This is a genomic window from Stenotrophomonas sp. YJH_SMC_101-4 (genome assembly GCF_059370395.1).
This window is the reverse complement of record NZ_JCAFTP010000005.1, coordinates 126,429-142,788: the sequence shown is the minus strand read 5'-3', so window position 1 is coordinate 142,788 and position 16,360 is coordinate 126,429. Positions and strand designations below refer to the sequence as shown.

General features: G+C 67.8%; 17 protein-coding genes. 9 read left to right on the top strand and 8 right to left on the bottom strand.

What is annotated here, in order from left to right; genetic code table 11:
• Positions 1-18 precede the first annotated feature (18 nt).
• Complete coding sequence (locus AC5P8D_RS17210; protein ID WP_005407919.1) at positions 19-498, top strand: Lrp/AsnC ligand binding domain-containing protein; 480 nt, start codon at positions 19-21, stop codon at positions 496-498.
• A 56-nt stretch (positions 499-554) separates the two neighbouring features.
• Here the strand turns inward: AC5P8D_RS17210 and AC5P8D_RS17205 are convergent, their stop codons facing one another.
• A complete protein-coding gene (locus AC5P8D_RS17205; RefSeq protein ID WP_143993794.1) occupies positions 555-737 on the bottom strand; it encodes a lana protein in 183 nt (60 codons plus the stop codon).
• 143 nt (positions 738-880) lie between these two features.
• Positions 881-1,258, bottom strand: coding sequence for a hypothetical protein (locus AC5P8D_RS17200; RefSeq protein ID WP_043398903.1), 378 nt, complete (start codon positions 1,256-1,258; stop codon positions 881-883).
• A gap of 140 nt (positions 1,259-1,398) precedes the next feature.
• On the opposite strand from AC5P8D_RS17200, the gene msrB reads away from it, so the two are divergent.
• From msrB to AC5P8D_RS17175, 5 genes are all read left to right on the top strand, one after another.
• Positions 1,399-1,866, top strand: a complete 468-nt coding sequence (gene msrB / locus AC5P8D_RS17195; RefSeq protein ID WP_010484122.1) for a peptide-methionine (R)-S-oxide reductase MsrB — start codon at positions 1,399-1,401, stop codon at positions 1,864-1,866.
• 91 nt (positions 1,867-1,957) lie between these two features.
• Entirely contained in the window at positions 1,958-2,812 is an 855-nt protein-coding gene (motA, locus tag AC5P8D_RS17190; protein ID WP_005407915.1) for a flagellar motor stator protein MotA, read from the top strand.
• 3 nt (positions 2,813-2,815) lie between these two features.
• Entirely contained in the window at positions 2,816-3,754 is a 939-nt protein-coding gene (gene motB / locus AC5P8D_RS17185; RefSeq protein WP_143993796.1) for a flagellar motor protein MotB, read from the top strand.
• Positions 3,755-3,851: 97 nt separating this feature from the next.
• A complete protein-coding gene (locus AC5P8D_RS17180; protein ID WP_010484124.1) occupies positions 3,852-4,340 on the top strand; it encodes a hypothetical protein in 489 nt (162 codons plus the stop codon).
• 13 nt (positions 4,341-4,353) lie between these two features.
• Positions 4,354-4,629: a DUF4031 domain-containing protein gene (locus tag AC5P8D_RS17175; protein ID WP_010484125.1), complete on the top strand. Its 276-nt coding sequence runs from the start codon at positions 4,354-4,356 to the stop codon at positions 4,627-4,629.
• Positions 4,630-4,736: 107 nt separating this feature from the next.
• Here the strand turns inward: AC5P8D_RS17175 and AC5P8D_RS17170 are convergent, their stop codons facing one another.
• On the bottom strand, positions 4,737-5,279 hold the full coding sequence (locus tag AC5P8D_RS17170; protein ID WP_010484126.1) for a DUF6630 family protein: 543 nt from the start codon (positions 5,277-5,279) through the stop codon (positions 4,737-4,739).
• Positions 5,280-5,369: 90 nt separating this feature from the next.
• Here AC5P8D_RS17170 and AC5P8D_RS17165 point away from each other — a divergent pair, with 90 nt between their 5' ends.
• Positions 5,370-5,618 (top strand): DUF3297 family protein, encoded by a 249-nt coding sequence (locus AC5P8D_RS17165; RefSeq protein ID WP_010484127.1) that lies wholly within the window; start codon positions 5,370-5,372, stop codon positions 5,616-5,618.
• A 44-nt stretch (positions 5,619-5,662) separates the two neighbouring features.
• On the opposite strand, the gene AC5P8D_RS17160 is transcribed toward AC5P8D_RS17165, so the two are convergent.
• The 3 genes from AC5P8D_RS17160 to AC5P8D_RS17150 all read right to left on the bottom strand — a co-directional run bounded on the left by AC5P8D_RS17160 (position 5,663) and on the right by AC5P8D_RS17150 (position 8,660).
• Positions 5,663-7,312 carry a Na+/H+ antiporter gene (locus tag AC5P8D_RS17160; RefSeq protein ID WP_010484128.1) on the bottom strand — a complete coding sequence of 550 codons (1,650 nt, stop codon included), beginning with the start codon at positions 7,310-7,312 and terminating at the stop codon, positions 5,663-5,665.
• Positions 7,313-7,429: 117 nt separating this feature from the next.
• Positions 7,430-8,218, bottom strand: coding sequence for a dioxygenase family protein (locus tag AC5P8D_RS17155; RefSeq protein ID WP_099560191.1), 789 nt, complete (start codon positions 8,216-8,218; stop codon positions 7,430-7,432).
• Between the two features lie 31 nt (positions 8,219-8,249).
• The gene (locus tag AC5P8D_RS17150) at positions 8,250-8,660 is read right to left on the bottom strand and encodes a DoxX family protein (RefSeq protein WP_019336405.1); all 411 of its coding nucleotides are present in this window, start codon (positions 8,658-8,660) and stop codon (positions 8,250-8,252) included.
• Between the two features lie 96 nt (positions 8,661-8,756).
• Between AC5P8D_RS17150 and AC5P8D_RS17145 the strand changes: the two genes are divergently transcribed.
• Positions 8,757-9,638: a LysR family transcriptional regulator gene (locus AC5P8D_RS17145; RefSeq protein ID WP_197579331.1), complete on the top strand. Its 882-nt coding sequence runs from the start codon at positions 8,757-8,759 to the stop codon at positions 9,636-9,638.
• 47 nt (positions 9,639-9,685) lie between these two features.
• On the opposite strand, the gene AC5P8D_RS17140 is transcribed toward AC5P8D_RS17145, so the two are convergent.
• On the bottom strand, positions 9,686-12,748 hold the full coding sequence (locus AC5P8D_RS17140) for a bifunctional diguanylate cyclase/phosphodiesterase (protein ID WP_197598077.1): 3,063 nt from the start codon (positions 12,746-12,748) through the stop codon (positions 9,686-9,688).
• 176 nt (positions 12,749-12,924) lie between these two features.
• Here AC5P8D_RS17140 and AC5P8D_RS17135 point away from each other — a divergent pair, with 176 nt between their 5' ends.
• Positions 12,925-15,036 (top strand): M13 family metallopeptidase, encoded by a 2,112-nt coding sequence (locus tag AC5P8D_RS17135; protein ID WP_010484133.1) that lies wholly within the window; start codon positions 12,925-12,927, stop codon positions 15,034-15,036.
• Between the two features lie 108 nt (positions 15,037-15,144).
• Here the strand turns inward: AC5P8D_RS17135 and AC5P8D_RS17130 are convergent, their stop codons facing one another.
• A complete protein-coding gene (locus AC5P8D_RS17130; protein WP_019336401.1) occupies positions 15,145-16,074 on the bottom strand; it encodes an oxygenase MpaB family protein in 930 nt (309 codons plus the stop codon).
• Positions 16,075-16,360 lie beyond the last annotated feature (286 nt).

Sequence of the window (16,360 nt, the reverse complement as noted above, 5' to 3'; positions counted from 1 at the left end):
TCCCCAAGGTTGACGGCCATGGCCACCCGTACCCGCGAACTGGACAAGATCGACCGCAAGATCCTGCGCATCCTGCAGGCCGAGGGCCGCATCTCCTTCACCGAACTGGGCGAGCGGGTCGGCCTGTCGACCACGCCATGCACCGAGCGTGTACGCAGGCTCGAGCGCGAAGGGGTGATCACCGGCTACCACGCCCACCTCGACCCGGCCGCGGTGAAGGCCAGCCTGCTGGTGTTCGTGGAGATCAGCCTGGCCTACAAGTCCGGCGACATCTTCGAGGAGTTCCGGCGCGCGGCGCTGAAGCTGCCCAACGTGCTGGAGTGCCACCTGGTATCGGGCGACTTCGATTACCTGCTGAAGGCGCGGATCAGCGAAATGGCCTCCTACCGCAAGCTGCTCGGCAGCACGTTGCTGACGCTGCCGCATGTACGTGAGTCGAAGAGCTACATCGTGATGGAAGAAGTGAAGGAAACGCTGAGCCTGCCGATTCCGGATTGAGGCGCTCGCAGGATGGGGTCAGAGCCCGCGGTGCGGGATCCGACCCCCGGAGTCCCTCAGCGCTGCTGCGGATGCTTCTGCGAGCGCTGTTCCTGCTGCTTGCCGCCCTTGTGCGGCTGCGGCTCCATCTGCTGCTGTTGTTGCTGCTGTCGCTGCTGCGGGTTGCGGCCCTGCGGTTCCTTGCCGGGATGACGGTTCTGCTGGTTTTTCATGATCGCGATCCAGTGGACGAAGGACATGCGGCGGCGGAATGCCAGCGCAGGGCCACGGTGGTCCCGGAACGGTTAATCGCAGGCGAAAAAGCAGTGATCGCCAAGAGGCTGTTTTCGTGCGTTCAGCCCGCACGACGCGCAGGAGCTGCCAACCTTGCTTGGCCCATAGGTCAGCGCCTGATCTGCTGGCCATCACCGGCAGGCACGCTGTCGTAATAACGGCCTGTACGCGAGTCGAACACGCGGTTCGGGCCGGCCGGGCGCACGCCAGGCACGATGCGGCCATTGCGGTCATAGACCTTGTCGGCCGGCTTCGGTACCGGCGCCGGCGCGATCCGGGCGGGACCGGTGGACTTGATCGGCTGTGCCGGCTGCGGCGACGGCAGCACCTGCGGCTGCGGGCGGGCAGCCTGTGGCGGAGGTGCCACCGGTTGCGGTGCCACGGTGGTGGCACTGCGGGTGGCGGTCGGGCTCGACGACGTCGGTACCTGGGCCTGCGCAACCAGGGGCAGCAGGCCCATCAACAGCAGGGGAAGGCTCGGTTTCATGTCACGCTCCGGCGTGGATCGCATTCACCTTGCGCCTGCACCTGTGTGCCGCCCATGAACGGCCATCACACTTGCAAGCGCGCGCCGGCACCCCCACGTTTTCCGGCATCCCCAGGCCATCGACCCCACGGAGCGCCGCCATGACCGCCTTCGACCTGACGCCCCCCACCGCCACCCAGACCGAGGCGCTGGTCGCCGGCCTCAGCGGCGAAGAACGCCGCGTACTGCTGCAGCACGGCACCGAGGCGCCGTTCTGCGGCGTATTCCTCGACAACAAGCGCGAGGGCGTCTACTGCTGCCGTCTGTGCGCACTGCCGCTGTTCCGCTCCAGCACCAAGTTCGATTCCGGCACCGGCTGGCCCAGCTTCTTTGCCCCGTTCGACCCGGCGCACGTGCGCGAGATCCGCGATACCAGCCACGGCATGGTGCGCACCGAGATCACCTGCGCGCGCTGCGGCAGCCATCTGGGCCACGTGTTCCCGGACGGTCCGCCGCCCACCTACGAGCGCCACTGCCTGAACTCCGTCTCACTTTCGTTCACCGGCAATGGCGAGCCCTGGCCCGATCCGTTGCAGCGTGGCGGCGCAGAAAGCGGCGTGGCGGGCTGAAACACCCCGCTGACCGGTTTCACAGAATTCCCTCTTCAGAAAACCGGGCGACGGGCCGACAAGGAGATATCCCCTCTCCTTGCGTCGCCCCATGCTCATCATCGTTGGATTCCTGGTCGTCATCATCAGCGTGATCGGGGGCTATCTCGGTGCCCACGGCCGCCTGGGTGCCCTCTGGCAGCCCTACGAGCTGGTCATCATCGGCGGCGCCGCGCTCGGCGCCTTCCTGGTCGGTACCCCGGCCAAGACGGTCAAGCAGACCCTGCAGGCCATGGTCGGCGTGTTCAAGGGCCCGCGCTACAAGCAGCAGGACTACATCGATGTCCTCAGCCTGCTCTATGAACTGCTCAACAAGGCCCGCCGCGAAGGCTTCATGGCGCTGGAAGACCATGTCGAGCGGCCGGCCGAGAGCGCGCTGTTCGGCAACTACCCCAAGGTGCAAGCCGACCACCACCTGATCGACTTCATCACCGACTGCCTGCGCCTGATGATCGGCAGCAACATCGAGCCGCACGAGCTGGAGCCGCTGCTGGAACTGGAGCTGGAAAAGCACCACGCCGAGGCCATGGCGCCGTCGCAGGTGCTGACCAAGGTCGCCGACGGATTGCCCGGTTTCGGCATCGTGGCGGCGGTGCTGGGCATCGTCATCACCATGGGCTCGATCGGTGGCGACATCGTCGAGGTCGGTGGCCACGTCGCCGGTGCGCTGGTCGGCACCTTCCTCGGCATCCTGCTGGGCTATGGCTTCGTCGGCCCGATGGCAGCCGCGATGGAGGCCCGCGCCGAGCAGGACAGCCGCATCTACGAATCGGTGAAGACCGCCCTGCTGGCCTGCCTGCGCGGCTACAACCCGAAGATCGCGCTGGAATTCGCCCGCAAGACGCTGCCGTCGAACGTGCGCCCGGCCTTCTCCGATTTCGAGCAGCACCTGAAGACGGTCAAGTAAGCCATGGCCGAGACCAAGCCCACCGTCATCGTCCGCCGGGTCAAGAAGGCCGGCCACGCCGCCCATCATGGCGGTTCGTGGAAGGTGGCCTATGCCGACTTCGTGACCGCGATGATGGCGTTCTTCCTGGTGCTGTGGCTGATGGCCACCACCAACAAGAACGACCGTGCCGCCATTTCCGAGTACTTCCGCAACCCGAGCCCGCTGAGCGGGCAGAACGCCACGCCGGCACCCGGCATGGCCGGCCCGGGCGGCGCCAGCACATCGATGATCAAGCTGGGCGGTGCCACCGACGTTTCGCGTGGCAACAGCAACGATCCCTTCCAGAACCAGAAGGAAGCAGTACCGCAGCCGGTGGACCAGCAGCAGCGCGACAAGCAGCAGCTGGAACAGCTGATGAAGGAGCTGCAGGAAGCGATCAGCAGGAGCCAGGCGCTGGAACCGTTCAAGGACCAGCTGCTGCTGGACCTGACCCCGGAGGGCCTGCGCATCCAGATCGTGGACAAGCAGAACCGGCCGATGTTCGACCTTGGCAGCGCCACGCTGAAGCCGTACACGCAGCAGATCCTGCACGAGCTGGCCGAGTACCTGAACCATGTGCCGAACCGGATCAGCCTGACCGGTCACACCGACATCACCGCCTATTCCGTCGCTCGCGGCTATGGCAACTGGGAACTGAGCGCCGACCGTGCAAATGCCGCACGCCGCGCGCTGATCGATGGTGGCCTGGACGACAGCAAGATCACCCGCGTGGTCGGCCTGTCTTCGTCAGTGCTGTTCGACAAGGTCGACCCGCAGAACCCGATCAACCGCCGCATCAGCATCGTGGTGATGACCCAGGCCGCCGAAGCGGCCGCCCTGGCCGGTGCCGGGCCACAGGTGGGGCTGTCGGCGCCGACCGCCGACCCGGACGTGCAGGCCGCGCAGGGTGAGGCGCACTGAACCGGGGTCAGATCCCTTTCCCCTGGAAAGGGATCTGACCCCACCTGCGTGCGGCCGCTACAATGGCGGTCTTTCCGTTTCCAGGTGACCCCACCCCATGTCCCAGAACTCCAAGGCCAAGCGCGACAAGCGCAAGAAGCAGCAGGCCAAGCGTCCGTTCCTGCGCCTGAACGCCCAGCAGCAGGTGCAGAACCATGCCGTGCTGACCAACGAAGACGGCCAGGTGGTTGCGGCCATCGGCCTGCAGGGCCGTGAGTGGCTGCTGGCCATCGGCGGCCAGACCATGGGCAACGCCGAAAACCCGGTGCCGATGCTGGCCATGCTCAAGCACCTGTCCAACGTGCAGGAAAAGGAAGGCCGCAAGGTCAACCTGGAGTACTCCGAGCTGCTGCAGAAGCTGCTGGACACCCTGGCAGCCGAATCCGAGCAGACCGCAGACGAGTACCTGGACAAGCTGGTCGCCGAGTTCGAGACCGTGGAAGCCGAAGAAGGCGAAGAAGCCGCTGAGGCCGCCGAAGGCGAAGTGGTTGAAGCTGCTGCCGAGGCCACCCCGGCCGCTGACAGCGACAGCAAGCCGCAGGCCTGAACCGGCCGCGGCGGTGACGGTCTACGTCGATGACGCGGTGCATCCCTGGCGCGGACAGCGCTGGGCGCACCTGATGGCCGACACCCTGGCCGAGCTGCACGCGATGGCGGCGCAGCTCGGCATTCCACCGCGGGCCTTCCAGAACAAGGCCAGCGGTGCGCACTACGATGTCACTTCCGAGCTGCGCGCGCAGGCCATCGCGCTCGGTGCGCGGGCGATTTCCCGGCACGCCGACCGTGACCTGGTCAAAGCGGTGATTGCCAACGCCAGGGCGCAGTACCGGCCGTAGGCGCGCTGCCGTTTGCCTCCTGTAGAGCCGAGCCCATGCTCGGCTGCTCTACGCGGACTGCAGCCGAGCGCGGGCTCGGCTCTACATGCGCAGCGCTGCCGGCCCGTTCAGAACGGGTCGCTGCCCAGGCGGATTTCAACGTTCAGCAGCGAGCACAGCGCCAGCATCGCGTCGTCGTCGCGGGTCAGCGCCATCACGCCGGTGAAACCGTCGCTGCCGGCATCCACGCTCCACAGCGTGTAGTTGTGCTCGCGCAGGCGGTCGAAGGCGGTGGACATCAGCTGCACGCCGTCCAGGTCTTCGGCGAAATCCTCGTCGTCCAGGTCGCCACCCCAGTCCAGCTGCAGGTTGAAGCGCGCAGACAGCTCGTTCACCGCTGACTGCAGCGAATCCAGATCATCACGTTCCACCTCGAAACCGGACTGCCAGGCAATGGCCGTGAACAGGGCCGGCAGCCAGTCACTGTCCGCTTCCAACGGCTGCCCGTCCTCGGCCAAGTGCTCGCGCCAGCGGTTGAACTGCTGCAGGGCCAGCTCTTCGTCGCCCGGGTTGATCAGCACCAGCAGGTTCCAGACCCGGGCCTCGAAGCCGTCTTCGTCGAAGTCGTGGATGTCTTCCTCGAAGTCGAAATAGTCGCTGTTGTCGGGCATGGCGGAACTTCCTCTGGGGCAGGCCGGCATTCTACGGTTTATCCTGTGCCGCTGAAGCCGGCCTTGGTGGCCGTCACTGTGAATGAAGCGATGAGCGATACCCCTCCCGACCACCTGGCGATCAACCCGGCCAGCCCCTTCCATGATGCGCAGGCGCTGGAGCGCGGCGTCGGCGTGCGTTTCAACGACGTCGAGCGCGACAACGTCGAGGAATACTCGGTCAGCGAAGGCTGGATCCGCGTGCAGGCCGGCAAGGCCCGCGACCGCCGCGGCAACCCGATGACCATCAAGGTCAAGGGCAAGGTCGAGGCGTATTTCCTGGACACGAAGCCGGAGTAACCGGCTTTTGTAGAGTCGAGCCATGCTCGACTCTACATCCGGCGTCATTCGCGCTTGCGCGACTCCAGCAGGTCCAGGTTGCGGATCAGGCGCCGCGAGATCTCATCGGAGATCACCCCGCGCCGGGTCAACCGGAACAGCTCCTCGCGCTCGGCATTGAGGCCGGCGCTGCGCAGCTGGCGGTAGCCCATTTCCATGCGCCGCACCTTCTCCGGGTCCACGTCGGGCCCCTCGCTGTCGCGCTCCAGGTGGCGCTGGTACAGCAGGCTCACCCGCGACGCGGCGTCGTTGTACAGCTGCACGTTCTCGGTGTTCTGGTTCATCACCAGCTGCTGGCGCATGCGCTCGACCCCGGCCAGCGCCGCCTTCGACGACAGCCGGCGCGCCAGGTCCTCTTCCTTGCGTTCACCCGAATCGGCCGGCAGCTGCAGGCCCTTCAGCAGCTGCGGCAGCGCGATGCTGGCGCCGAGCAGCGAGAACAGGATCACCGAGGCGGCCAGGAAGATCACCAGGTCACGTGCCGGGAACGCACTGCCATCAGGCAGGAACAGCGGCAGGGTCAACACACCGGCCAGGGTGATCGCACCGCGCACACCGGCCACCGAGGTCGCCACCACGATGCGCCAGTTCGGTGCCTCGCCCCGCTCCAGGCCGCGACGGCGCGCGCGCAGCAGGTTCCAGCGCAGCGACAGCCACACCCACAACAGGCGCAGCACGACCAGCGCCAGATTGATCACCACCACATACACCAGCAGCCACCACGCACTCTGGTGGCCGGTCTCGTTCATGGTGGTGGTGGCGCGTTCGACGATGCCTGGCAGCTGCTCGCCCAGCAGCACGAACATGATGCCGTTGAAGCTGAACTGCAGCATGTTCCAGACCCCGGCGCGCTGCACGCGCATGCTGCCGGAGACGCGGCCGGTCAACTCCACGTAGCTCATCGCGATGCCGGCGGCGACCGCGGCAAGAATGCCCGAGGCATGGATCTCTTCGGCCAGCAGGTAGGCCGCGAACGGAATGAGCAGGTTGACCAGCATCGCCGCGCCCGGCTCTTCGCCGAAGCGACGCCACAGCCAACGCTGGAAGGTCGATACACCCAGCGTCACCGCCACGCCGACCGCCAATCCCGCCACCGCCACCCACACGAAGGTCAGCGAGGCCGTGGCCAACGAGAAGGTGCCGGTCATCACCGCCGCCACCGCAAAGCGGAAGCAGACCAGGCCGGACGCATCGTTCAGCAGCGACTCGCCCTCGAGGATGTGCATCAGGCGCTTGGGAATCGGTGCCTTGGACGCGATCGCACCGACTGCCACTGGATCGGTGGGTGACACGATCGCCGCCAGCGCGAAGCACACCGCCAGCGGCATCACCGGAATCAGCCAGTGGATCAGGAAGCCGGCGCCGATGACGGTGAACACCACCAGGCCGAAGGCCAGCTCGAGGATCGCGCCCTTGTCGCGGAACAGGCCCTGCTTGGGAATGCGCCAGCCATCCAGGAACAGCAGCGGCGGCAGGAACAGCAGGAAGAACACCTCCGGCTCCAGCGCATGGCCACGGTTGAACACCCCGGCGATCACCGCGCCCAAGCCGATCTGCACCAGCGGCAGCGGCAACGAAAACGGCAGGACGCGAACCAGGTAGCCGCTGGCGACAACGGCTACCAGCATCGCCAGGACGACTTCAATGGTATGCATGCTTCTTCCAGGAAGCGGCGCGGGGGGAGGCTCGGGAGCCAGCGCCGGAAACCCGGAAAAAACTACCACATGCGGCCACGACCGCGACGGCCGGGGCCGCCGCGCGTCAGCCCCGGCTCATGCCCCGTCGAAGCGGTACAGATCCATGGCGAGGAAGCCGGCATCGATACCGGCGTCGATGCGGCGTGCGCCGAAACCGCCCTCGCCGGCCGCGCCCATCGCGAAGAACAGCGGCAGCAGGTGCTCGTCGGTCGGGTGCGCGCGCTCGGCGAACGGCGCCTGCCGGCGGTAATCCAGCAGCGCCTGGCGGTCGTCGGCGGCCAGGCGCTGCTCCACCCATTCGATGAAGGGCCGCACGTACGGCGCTTCCTTGCCGTCCTGGTAGTCGCCCCAGTCGTGCAGGTTGTGGGTGATGCTGCCCGAGCCCACCAGCAGCACGCCCTGCTCGCGCAGCGGCGCCAGCGCGCGGCCCAGCGCGAACTGATGCTCGGGGCCGAGCAGCGGCTGGATCGACAGCGGTACCACCGGGATGTCGGCCTGCGGGCGCAGCAGCCGCAGCGGCACCCACGCGCCATGGTCGAGGCCACGCTGCGGGTCGAGGGCCACTGGCAGGCCGGCGGCGGCGATGCGGCCGGCCACCTCTTCGGCCAGCGCCGGATCACCCGGCGCCGGGTACTGCAGTTCGAACAGCGCGCGCGGGAAGCCACCGAAGTCGTGGATGGTGGGCGGCTGCGGATGCGCGCCGACCAGCGGCTGCCGGCCCAGCCAGTGCGCCGAGGCCATCACGATGGCACGCGGCGTCGGCAGGTCGCGCGCCAGCTCGGCCAGGCGCACGCCGACCTGGCCCGGATGCAGGGCGGTCATCGGCGAACCATGGGAGATGTACAGCGAAGGCAGGCGGGACATGGAATTCTCCAGTTGCAGGATCAGGCGGCGATCAGCGCGAACGCAGGGTCCACTTGCCGTCGCCGACCAGGAACAGCACCACCAGCGCCAGCGCCCAGAACGCCGGGTATTCCCAGCCGCCGCCGGCATTGGCGAAACCGAAGCCGTTGGCGCCGTGCACGGTGACGATGGTGCCCAGCAGCAGCGGCACGCCGACCAGGCCCACCCAGCGCGCGTAGATGCCCAGCAGCAGCGCGACGGTGATCACCAGCTCGACACCGATGGTGAGGTAGCCCAGTACGCCCGGCAGCCCCAGCGACTCGAAGAATGCCGCCGTGCCAGCCGGGGTGAACACCAGCAACTTGATCAGCGCATGGACCAGGAACAGCACGCCCAAGGCCAGGCGCAGCAGGGTGGCGCCATACGGCGCCAGCGGCGAAACAGGAGGGGTCGTGGCGTGCATCGGAAAGCACCTTGAAGGGAGTGGGCACAGGTTATTGCGCCTTCACGGGCCGATAAATACGATCGTTTGACCGTATTTATTTCAAAAGGCGCAACAATGGACACCCTCGAGGCGATGCGTGTGTTCGTGGCGGTGGTCGAGCGCAACGGTTTCAGTGCTGCCGCCCTGGCCCTGGACATGTCCACCGCCGGCGTCACCCGTCAGGTCGCGGCGCTGGAAAAGCGCCTGTCCACCCGCCTGCTCCACCGCACCACGCGCCGGGTCAGCCCGACCAGTGCCGGCGCCGCCTACTACGCCCAGTGCGTGCGCCTGCTGGCCGAGTTCGACGCGCTGGAGGCCAGCATCGGTGCGCAGGCGCTGGAGCCCTCGGGCACGCTGCGCATCAACGCGCCGGTCAGCTGGGGCATTGCCCGCCTCGGCCCGTTGCTGGCCAGCTACCGCGAACGCTTCCCGCAGGTGGAACTGGACCTGGCCCTGTCCGACCGCCTGGTGGACATGGTCGAGGAAGGCTACGACGTGGCCATCCGCATCACCCGCGAGCCCGGCCCCACGCTGATCGCACGCCGCCTGGGCGAATCGCGGGTGAGCCTGTGCGCCGCGCCGGCCTACCTGGCCGCACGCGGCACCCCGCAGACCCCACAGGACCTGCAGGCGCACGCGTGCCTGAGCTACAGCTACTGGGCCGCCGGCAACAACTGGCCGCTGCAGGGGCCCGGCGGTGAGGTGAAGGTGGCGGTGAGCAGCCTGCTGCACGCCAACAACGGCGACGTGCTGCGCGAAGCCGCGATTGCTGGCATGGGCGTGATCCTGCAGCCGGATTTCCTGCTGGAAGACGCGCTGGCCGATGGTCGCCTGGTGCGCATCCTGCCGGAGTGGGAGGCCTCGCCGATCGGCATCTTCGCGGTCTACACCAGCCGCAGCCACCTGGCACCGAAGGTGCGCAGTTTCATCGACCATCTGGTGGAAAGCGGGGTGTAGACGAGTCTGGTGTTTGCCGGCCAGCGACCGGCAAATACGAGATCCGCTCAGGCAGCGACTTCGTCCAGCGCATCGATGATCCGTTCCAGCGGTGCCGGCCGCCCCAGCAGGTAACCCTGCACCTGGTCGCAGCCGTGCGCGGCCAGCCAGTCCAGCTGCCCCGGCGTTTCCACGCCCTCGGCGATGATGGTCAGGCCCATGCTGTGGCCCAGCGACAACAGCGCGCGGCAGATCGAGGCATTGCGCGGATTGGTTTCCACGTCGGCGACGAAGCTGCGGTCGATCTTCAGGATGTCCAGCGGCAGGTGCTGCAGGTAGGACATGCTGGAATAGCCGGTGCCGAAGTCATCCAGCGACACGCTGATGCCCTGCTCGTGCAGGCGCTGCATGGTCTGCATCGCCTGCGCCGGCTTGCGCATCAGGCTGCTCTCGGTCAGCTCCACGTGCAGCGCACCGCGCGCCAGGCCGAAGTCCTGCTGCGCACGGGTGAACTCGGCCACCAGGTCGCTGTTGAAGAACTGCACCGCCGATACATTGACCGCGATCGGCAGCTCGCCCCAACCGGCCTCGACCAGCCGGCGCTGCGCTTTCGCCGCCGCGCGGATCACCCAGCGGCCCAGCGCCAGGATCAGCCCGGTCTCCTCGCACAGCTGGATGAACTCGTTGGGCGGGATGAAGCTGCCGTCGGCCTGCGGCCAGCGCAGCAGCGCCTCCAAGGCGGCCGGGGTGCCATCGCTGGCATGCCGGATCGGCTGGAAATAGAGCTGGAATTCGTTGTCGATGGCGGCATGGATGCGCCCGGCCAGGCGCAGCCGGTCGGCCAGCCGTGTGGTCACCGCCGCATCGAACCAGACCACCACGTTGCCCTCGGCGCGTGCCGCGTGCGCGGCCTGCGCGGCCATGCCGATCACCTGCTCGGCACTGTGGCCGTCACCGGCAGTGTGCACGGCCACACCGATGCGCGGTTCGAACTGGTGCAGCGAATCCTTGCCACGCATCGGCGCCGACACGATCTGCAGCAGGTCGTCCAGCACGCGCGGGGTATCGTGCTCGGCCCCGATCGCGAACACGAAGTCTTCCGCCGGCTGGAATGCCAGCGTGCCGCAACGCGCGCCCAGTCCACCGAGCCGGGTCGCCATCGACTGCAGCACCGCATCGCCGATCTCACGGCCCAGCGTATCGGCCACCAGCTGCAGGCCACGCAACTGCACGAAGGCGATGGTGTAACTCTGTTCCTGCTCATCCAGCTGTTCGGTCAGGGCGCGCACGTTGAGCAGGCCAGTGGCCGGGTTGTGCCGTGCCCGATAGGCCAGGTCACGCTCGTAGGCCAGCCGTTCGCTGACATCCTCGGCCAGCACGAGGCACGCCGGCTGTCCGTCGAAATCGAGTTTGGACAGGTGTGCGCGCACCTCGAACACGCTGCCATCCTTGCGCCGGTGCAGGCGCACGGTCGCGTCCGGAGGATCGCCCACCTGTGCGCGCTGGATGGCACCACGCACTTCGTCCCAGCCTTCGCGCGGGCGGATGTCGAGGATGCTCATCGCCAGGAACTCGTCGCGGCTGTAGCCGTACTGGCGCACCGCAGCGTCGTTGACCTCGATGAAGCGCAGCGTATCCGGGTCGAACACCCAGAACGGTGCAGGATTGCGGTCGAACAGCAGCCGGAAGCGCCGTTCCACTTCGCTCATCTGCTCGCGCGCCTGATAGCGTTCGCTCAGGTCGGTCAGCGCGCCGATCATGCGCCGCTCGCTGTCGGCCACTTCCACCCGCTGCCCACGTGCGCCCACCCAGCGCACCTCGCCCCCGGGCAATACCAGGCGGAACACCTGGTCGAGCACGGCGCCGCCGGCGAATGCCTGGTCAAAGGCATGCTGCAGGCGCGCGGCATCGTCGCGGTGCACGCGTGCGAAGAAATCGGCCACCGGCAGCGCATCGGTCTGCACGCCAAAGATCTCGCGCGCCAGCGGCGACCAGCGCAGCAATGCGGCGTCCTCATCCACGTACCAGGTACAGACACGACCGACCTGGTGCGCAAGACGCAGCTCGGCGTGGCCTGTTTTCAGCTCCTCGGCCATCGCCTGCTGGCTGCGGGTGCTGCGCCGCACGGCGTACAGCAGCACCAGCAACACCGCGATGTAAGCCAGTACGATCGCCACCGACGCCTGCAGGTACGGCCACCACGGCGCCAGTACGTCTTCGTCGGCCAGGCCGACCTGCACCGCCAGCGGGCTGTGTTCCAGCGTGCTGATGGTCATGATGCGCGGTACGCCGTCGACCACACCCGGCACGCTGCCCAGCTCGACCACCGCCTGCGTGCCGAGCAGGTCACGGCGCGGCAGGCCGTAGCGGCGGCCCACCGTGCCGTGCGGATCAGGCACGCGGGCCAGCATGTAACCCTCGGCATCGCTGATCGAGACCAGTCCGTTGGGGCCGACATCGAGGCCGCCGACGATGCGTTGCAGTTCGCCACAGCGCAGCCGTGCCAGCAGCCAGCGTTCGCCGGCCATCGGCAGCGCCAGCGGCACCACCCAGCCGCCATCGCTGGCCCGCTGCGGCGGGCCGATGTACAGGGCGCTGCCCTGGCCACGACGCTGCGGGTCGGTCCACAGCGGCAGCTGCAGGTCGCCCTCGCCGGCCGTCAACGGTCGGCCATGGCGGTCGAGCACGGCGATGCTGTGCAGTTCGGCATGCCGGCCCAGCACCCCGCCGATGGAGGCATCCATCAAGGCCGGCGCCTGCGCCGGCACGCTGCGGAACAGCTCGGCGGCGTCGGCGGCGATGCCGGACATGGCCCGCTCCAGGTTGCGCAGCTCCAGCGCCAGCAGGCGCTCGCTGCCCACCGCCAGCGCACGGCTCTGGCGCTGCGCGGCCTCCAGCCGGCGGTGATGGTCGTTGGCCAGCATGGTGGCCAACCCGGCCACCAACAGAATGCCCAGCAACACCCCGCCCCAGGTAATGGCGCGCAGCGGCCGGGCCAACGCCCGTTTCAGCGCGGGCATCGGTTGGTCTTCCTTGTGCAGTCGGCTGGCTTCATGCGCGAACGAATCCTCCACGTCCCCGACCTCAACGGCCGGCGGACGCCATTCTTGACGCCTGACCCCACCCCGCATGGCCACCTCCCCGTGCCCGCGCAGGGTTCCCGGGCCCAGCATGCACCACCCCGGTGACGGCGTGAAGATCGCTTCCGCGCGTTCAGCCAGATCCCGCACAGGGCAGGTGCCACAACGGGAGGGCCAGCCGGGGCGGAGCGGATTAGACTTGGGGTTTTCCGCTGCAAGAGAAGTCCATGTCCAAGCTGCGCCGTCCCACCCTGGCACTGGCCATTGTTGCCAGCCTGACCCTGGCCGCCTGCGACCGCCCGGCCGATCCGGCCGCTGGCAACGCCAAGCCCGCCGAAGCTGCGCCCGCTGCGGCCAAGCCGATGCTGGGCAGCTTCGGCTTCGATGCCAGCGGCATGGACCGCAGCATTGCCGCCGGTGATGACTTCTTCGGCTTCGCCAACGGCACCTGGGTGAAGAACACCGAGATCCCGGCCGACCGCTCGCGCTTCGGCAGCTTCAACGTCATTGCCGAGAAGACCCTGGCCGACACCCGCGCCATTCTTGAGGGCGCCGCCGGCAACACCCAGGCCAGCGGTGACGACAAGCTGATCGGCGACTACTACGCTGCTTACATGGACGAGGCCGGCATCGAGCAGCACGGCATTGCGCCGGTACAGCCGCAGCTGAAGGCGATCGACGCGATCGCCGACAAGGCCGGCCTGGCCCGTGCCCTGGGCGGCGACGTGCGTGCCGACGTCGACCTGCTCAATGCGACCAACTTCTACACCGACCGCCTGTTCGGCCTGTGGGTGTCGGTGGACCTGCTGCAGCCGGACCGCAACGCGCCGTACCTGGTGCAGGGCGGCCTGGGCATGCCCGACCGCGACTTCTACCTGGGCGGTGGCCGCATGGCCGAGCTGCGCAAGCAGTACCAGGCCTACATCGCACAGATGCTGCAGCTGGCCGGCGTCGCCGATCCGGCGGGCAAGGCACAGCGCATTCTCGCGCTGGAAACGAAGATCGCGCAGGCGCACGCCACCCAGGAAGAAACCAATGACGTGACCAAGGGTGCCAATCCGTGGACCCAGGCCGACTTCAATGCGAAGGCGCCGGGCATGGACTGGAGCGCCTTCCTCGACGCGGCCGCACTGGGCAAGCAGCAGGACTTCATCGTCTGGCAGCCCAAGGCCGTGGCCGGCCTGTCCAAGCTGGTCGCCACCGAGCCGCTGGATGCCTGGAAGGACTACCTGGCCTTCCACGCGCTGGACCGCGCCGCTGCCTACCTGCCGAAGAAGTTCGCCGATGCCCGCTTCGCCTTCCACGGCACCGCGCTGAGCGGCACGCCGCAGCAGAGCGACCGCTGGAAGCGTGCGGTGGACGACGCCAACCATGCCGTCGGCGAAGCGATCGGCAAGCGTTACGTCGAGAAGCACTTCGACGCCAGGACCAAGGAACGCGCGGACGAGATGGCGAAGAACATCATCGCCGCCTTCGCCAAGCGCATCGATGCGCTCGCGTGGATGTCGCCGCAGACCAAGGCCAGCGCCAAGGCCAAGGTGGCCGGCCTGACCGTGGGCATGGGCTACCCGGAAAAGTGGCGTGATTACACTGGCCTGGAGATCCGCCGTGATGACGCGCTGGGCAATGCGCAGCGCGCCGAACTGTTCGAGTACCAGCGCAACATCGCCAAGCTGGGCAAGGCAGTCGACCACAGCGAGTGGGCGATGCTGCCGCAGACCATCAACGCGATGAACGTGCCGCTGGAGAACCGCCTGGTGTTCCCGGCCGCGATCCTGCAGCCGCCGTTCTTCGACGGTGCCGCCGACGACGCGGTGAACTACGGTGCGATCGGCGCAGTGATCGGCCACGAGATCAGCCACGGCTTCGACAACGCCGGCGCGCTGTTCGACGAAACCGGCAAGCTGCACAACTGGTGGACCGCCGAGGACCTGAAGCAGTTCAACGCCGCCGGTGATGCGCTGGCCGCGCAGTTCAGCAGCTACGAGCCGTTCCCGGGCGTGCATGTGAACGGCAAGCTGACCCTGGGCGAGAACATCGCCGACGTGGCTGGCCTGGGTACCGCCTACGACGCCTACCAGCTGTCGCTGCAGGGCAAGCCGGGCCAGACCCTGGAGGGCTTCACCCCGGACCAGCGCTTCTTCCTCGGCTTCGCCCAGGCGTGGCGCAGCAAGAGCCGCGAACAGGCGCTGCGCAACTCGCTGCTGACCGATGTGCATGCACCGGGCCAGTTCCGCGCACTGACCGTGCGCAACATCGACGCCTGGTACCCGGCGTTCGAGGTGAAGGAAGGCCAGAAGCTGTACCTGGCGCCGGACAAGCGGGTCAAGGTGTGGTGATGTAACCGGAACGGGCGCCGCAAGGCGCCCGTTTCACTTGCGGGTAGCTGCCAACCTTGGTTGGCGCTTCCGCGGCACCGCGAAAAGCGTGCCAACCAAGGTTGGCACCTACCAGGCAACCGCGGGCCACTCGCGCAGGATCTCCACCGGCGCGCCCATGCGTGCACAGGCGCGGCTGGCGAGGCCGTCGGGCAGCGCACGGCGGAACAGCGGCGCCATACCCTGCATCAGCTTCGCAGACGCCGCAGCCTGGGCGCGCTGACGGCCACTGCGTTCCAGCATGCCCTCGGCCCAGTCCGGCAGCAGCGCCGCGCCCGCACCGAGGAACACCTCGCGCGACAGCCCCGGCACCGGTACCGGCAGGCGCACGCCGGACAGCACCTCCAGCACCTCGCGCGAGCGCTCATCCACACGCAGCTCCGGCTGACGTGCACAGAAGTACGCCGCCACTTCCGCTTCGCTGCGCGGCACATCCACCGCGCCCAGTGCCTCGGCCACGCAACGGTACTCGTCGTAATAGCGATCGGCGATGTGCGCCGGCACCTCGCGCCCGTAGCGTCGGAACCCCTGCAGGAAACCGAAGGCTTCGGTCACGTGCACCCACGTCAGCAACTGCGGATCGTCGGCGGCGTAGGGCTCGCCCTGCGCGGTCTGGCCGCGGATCTGCGCATGGATGCGGCGCACCCTGGCCACCAGCGCCTCCACCTCGCCGCTGGGCGCATAGCTGGTGCCGGCAACGAAGGCCGTGGTGCGGCGCAGCCGACCCACTAGGTCCTGGCGGAAATTGGAGTGGTCATAGACCCCGGCCAGCGCGCGTGGGTGCAGGGTCTGCAGCATCAGCGCGCACAGGCCACCGGCGAGCATCGAGGGAAATTCGGCGTGCAGCCGCCAGGTGACGCTGTCCGGGCCGAACCAGCCCGGATCGCCCTGCGGATGGTCGTAGTCGATACCACTCTGGCCGCGCGGGAAGGCGTCCAGTACCCAGCGTCGGATCGGCGCCGTGACGGGGCGGGAGAGTCGCTGCAGCAAAGCCGGCATCACAGGTCCAGGAGAGGCGGAAGAACAGTCGCGTCTTGCGCGGTTGGCTCCGATTCTCGGCGATCACGCCTCCGGCGGCGAGCCTCCCCGCTCAGCGACGGTTTCATGTGCGGTCGCAGCACGTTTCACCCTGCGACATCCTGTCGCAGGCCGTGACTGCGATGCTGCATCGCATCAATTTTCACTCCCACCGGTCAAACCCTTGCGCCGCTTGGCATTGCCCCCATTGCACGGCTCGCTGGAAGTGCTAGAACTGGATCCGCCACACCGTCCAATGCTGATCGAC

Bases quoted from the DNA above. Each gene is read 5' to 3' on its own strand.
- motB (WP_143993796.1), top strand. From the start codon at position 2,816: ATGGCCGAGACCAAGCCCACCGTCATCGTCCGCCGGGTCAAGAAGGCC.
- AC5P8D_RS17205 (WP_143993794.1), bottom strand. From the start codon at position 737: ATGTCCTTCGTCCACTGGATCGCGATCATGAAAAACCAGCAGAACCGT.
- AC5P8D_RS17145 (WP_197579331.1), top strand. From the start codon at position 8,757: ATGGACACCCTCGAGGCGATGCGTGTGTTCGTGGCGGTGGTCGAGCGC.
- msrB (WP_010484122.1), top strand. From the start codon at position 1,399: ATGACCGCCTTCGACCTGACGCCCCCCACCGCCACCCAGACCGAGGCG.
- AC5P8D_RS17160 (WP_010484128.1), bottom strand. From the start codon at position 7,312: ATGCATACCATTGAAGTCGTCCTGGCGATGCTGGTAGCCGTTGTCGCC.
- AC5P8D_RS17170 (WP_010484126.1), bottom strand. From the start codon at position 5,279: ATGCCCGACAACAGCGACTATTTCGACTTCGAGGAAGACATCCACGAC.
- AC5P8D_RS17135 (WP_010484133.1), top strand. From the start codon at position 12,925: ATGTCCAAGCTGCGCCGTCCCACCCTGGCACTGGCCATTGTTGCCAGC.
- AC5P8D_RS17155 (WP_099560191.1), bottom strand. From the start codon at position 8,218: ATGTCCCGCCTGCCTTCGCTGTACATCTCCCATGGTTCGCCGATGACC.
- AC5P8D_RS17150 (WP_019336405.1), bottom strand. From the start codon at position 8,660: ATGCACGCCACGACCCCTCCTGTTTCGCCGCTGGCGCCGTATGGCGCC.
- motA (WP_005407915.1), top strand. From the start codon at position 1,958: ATGCTCATCATCGTTGGATTCCTGGTCGTCATCATCAGCGTGATCGGG.
- AC5P8D_RS17140 (WP_197598077.1), bottom strand. From the start codon at position 12,748: ATGCGGGGTGGGGTCAGGCGTCAAGAATGGCGTCCGCCGGCCGTTGAG.
- AC5P8D_RS17165 (WP_010484127.1), top strand. From the start codon at position 5,370: ATGAGCGATACCCCTCCCGACCACCTGGCGATCAACCCGGCCAGCCCC.
- AC5P8D_RS17210 (WP_005407919.1), top strand. From the start codon at position 19: ATGGCCACCCGTACCCGCGAACTGGACAAGATCGACCGCAAGATCCTG.
- AC5P8D_RS17200 (WP_043398903.1), bottom strand. From the start codon at position 1,258: ATGAAACCGAGCCTTCCCCTGCTGTTGATGGGCCTGCTGCCCCTGGTT.
- AC5P8D_RS17130 (WP_019336401.1), bottom strand. From the start codon at position 16,074: ATGCCGGCTTTGCTGCAGCGACTCTCCCGCCCCGTCACGGCGCCGATC.
- AC5P8D_RS17180 (WP_010484124.1), top strand. From the start codon at position 3,852: ATGTCCCAGAACTCCAAGGCCAAGCGCGACAAGCGCAAGAAGCAGCAG.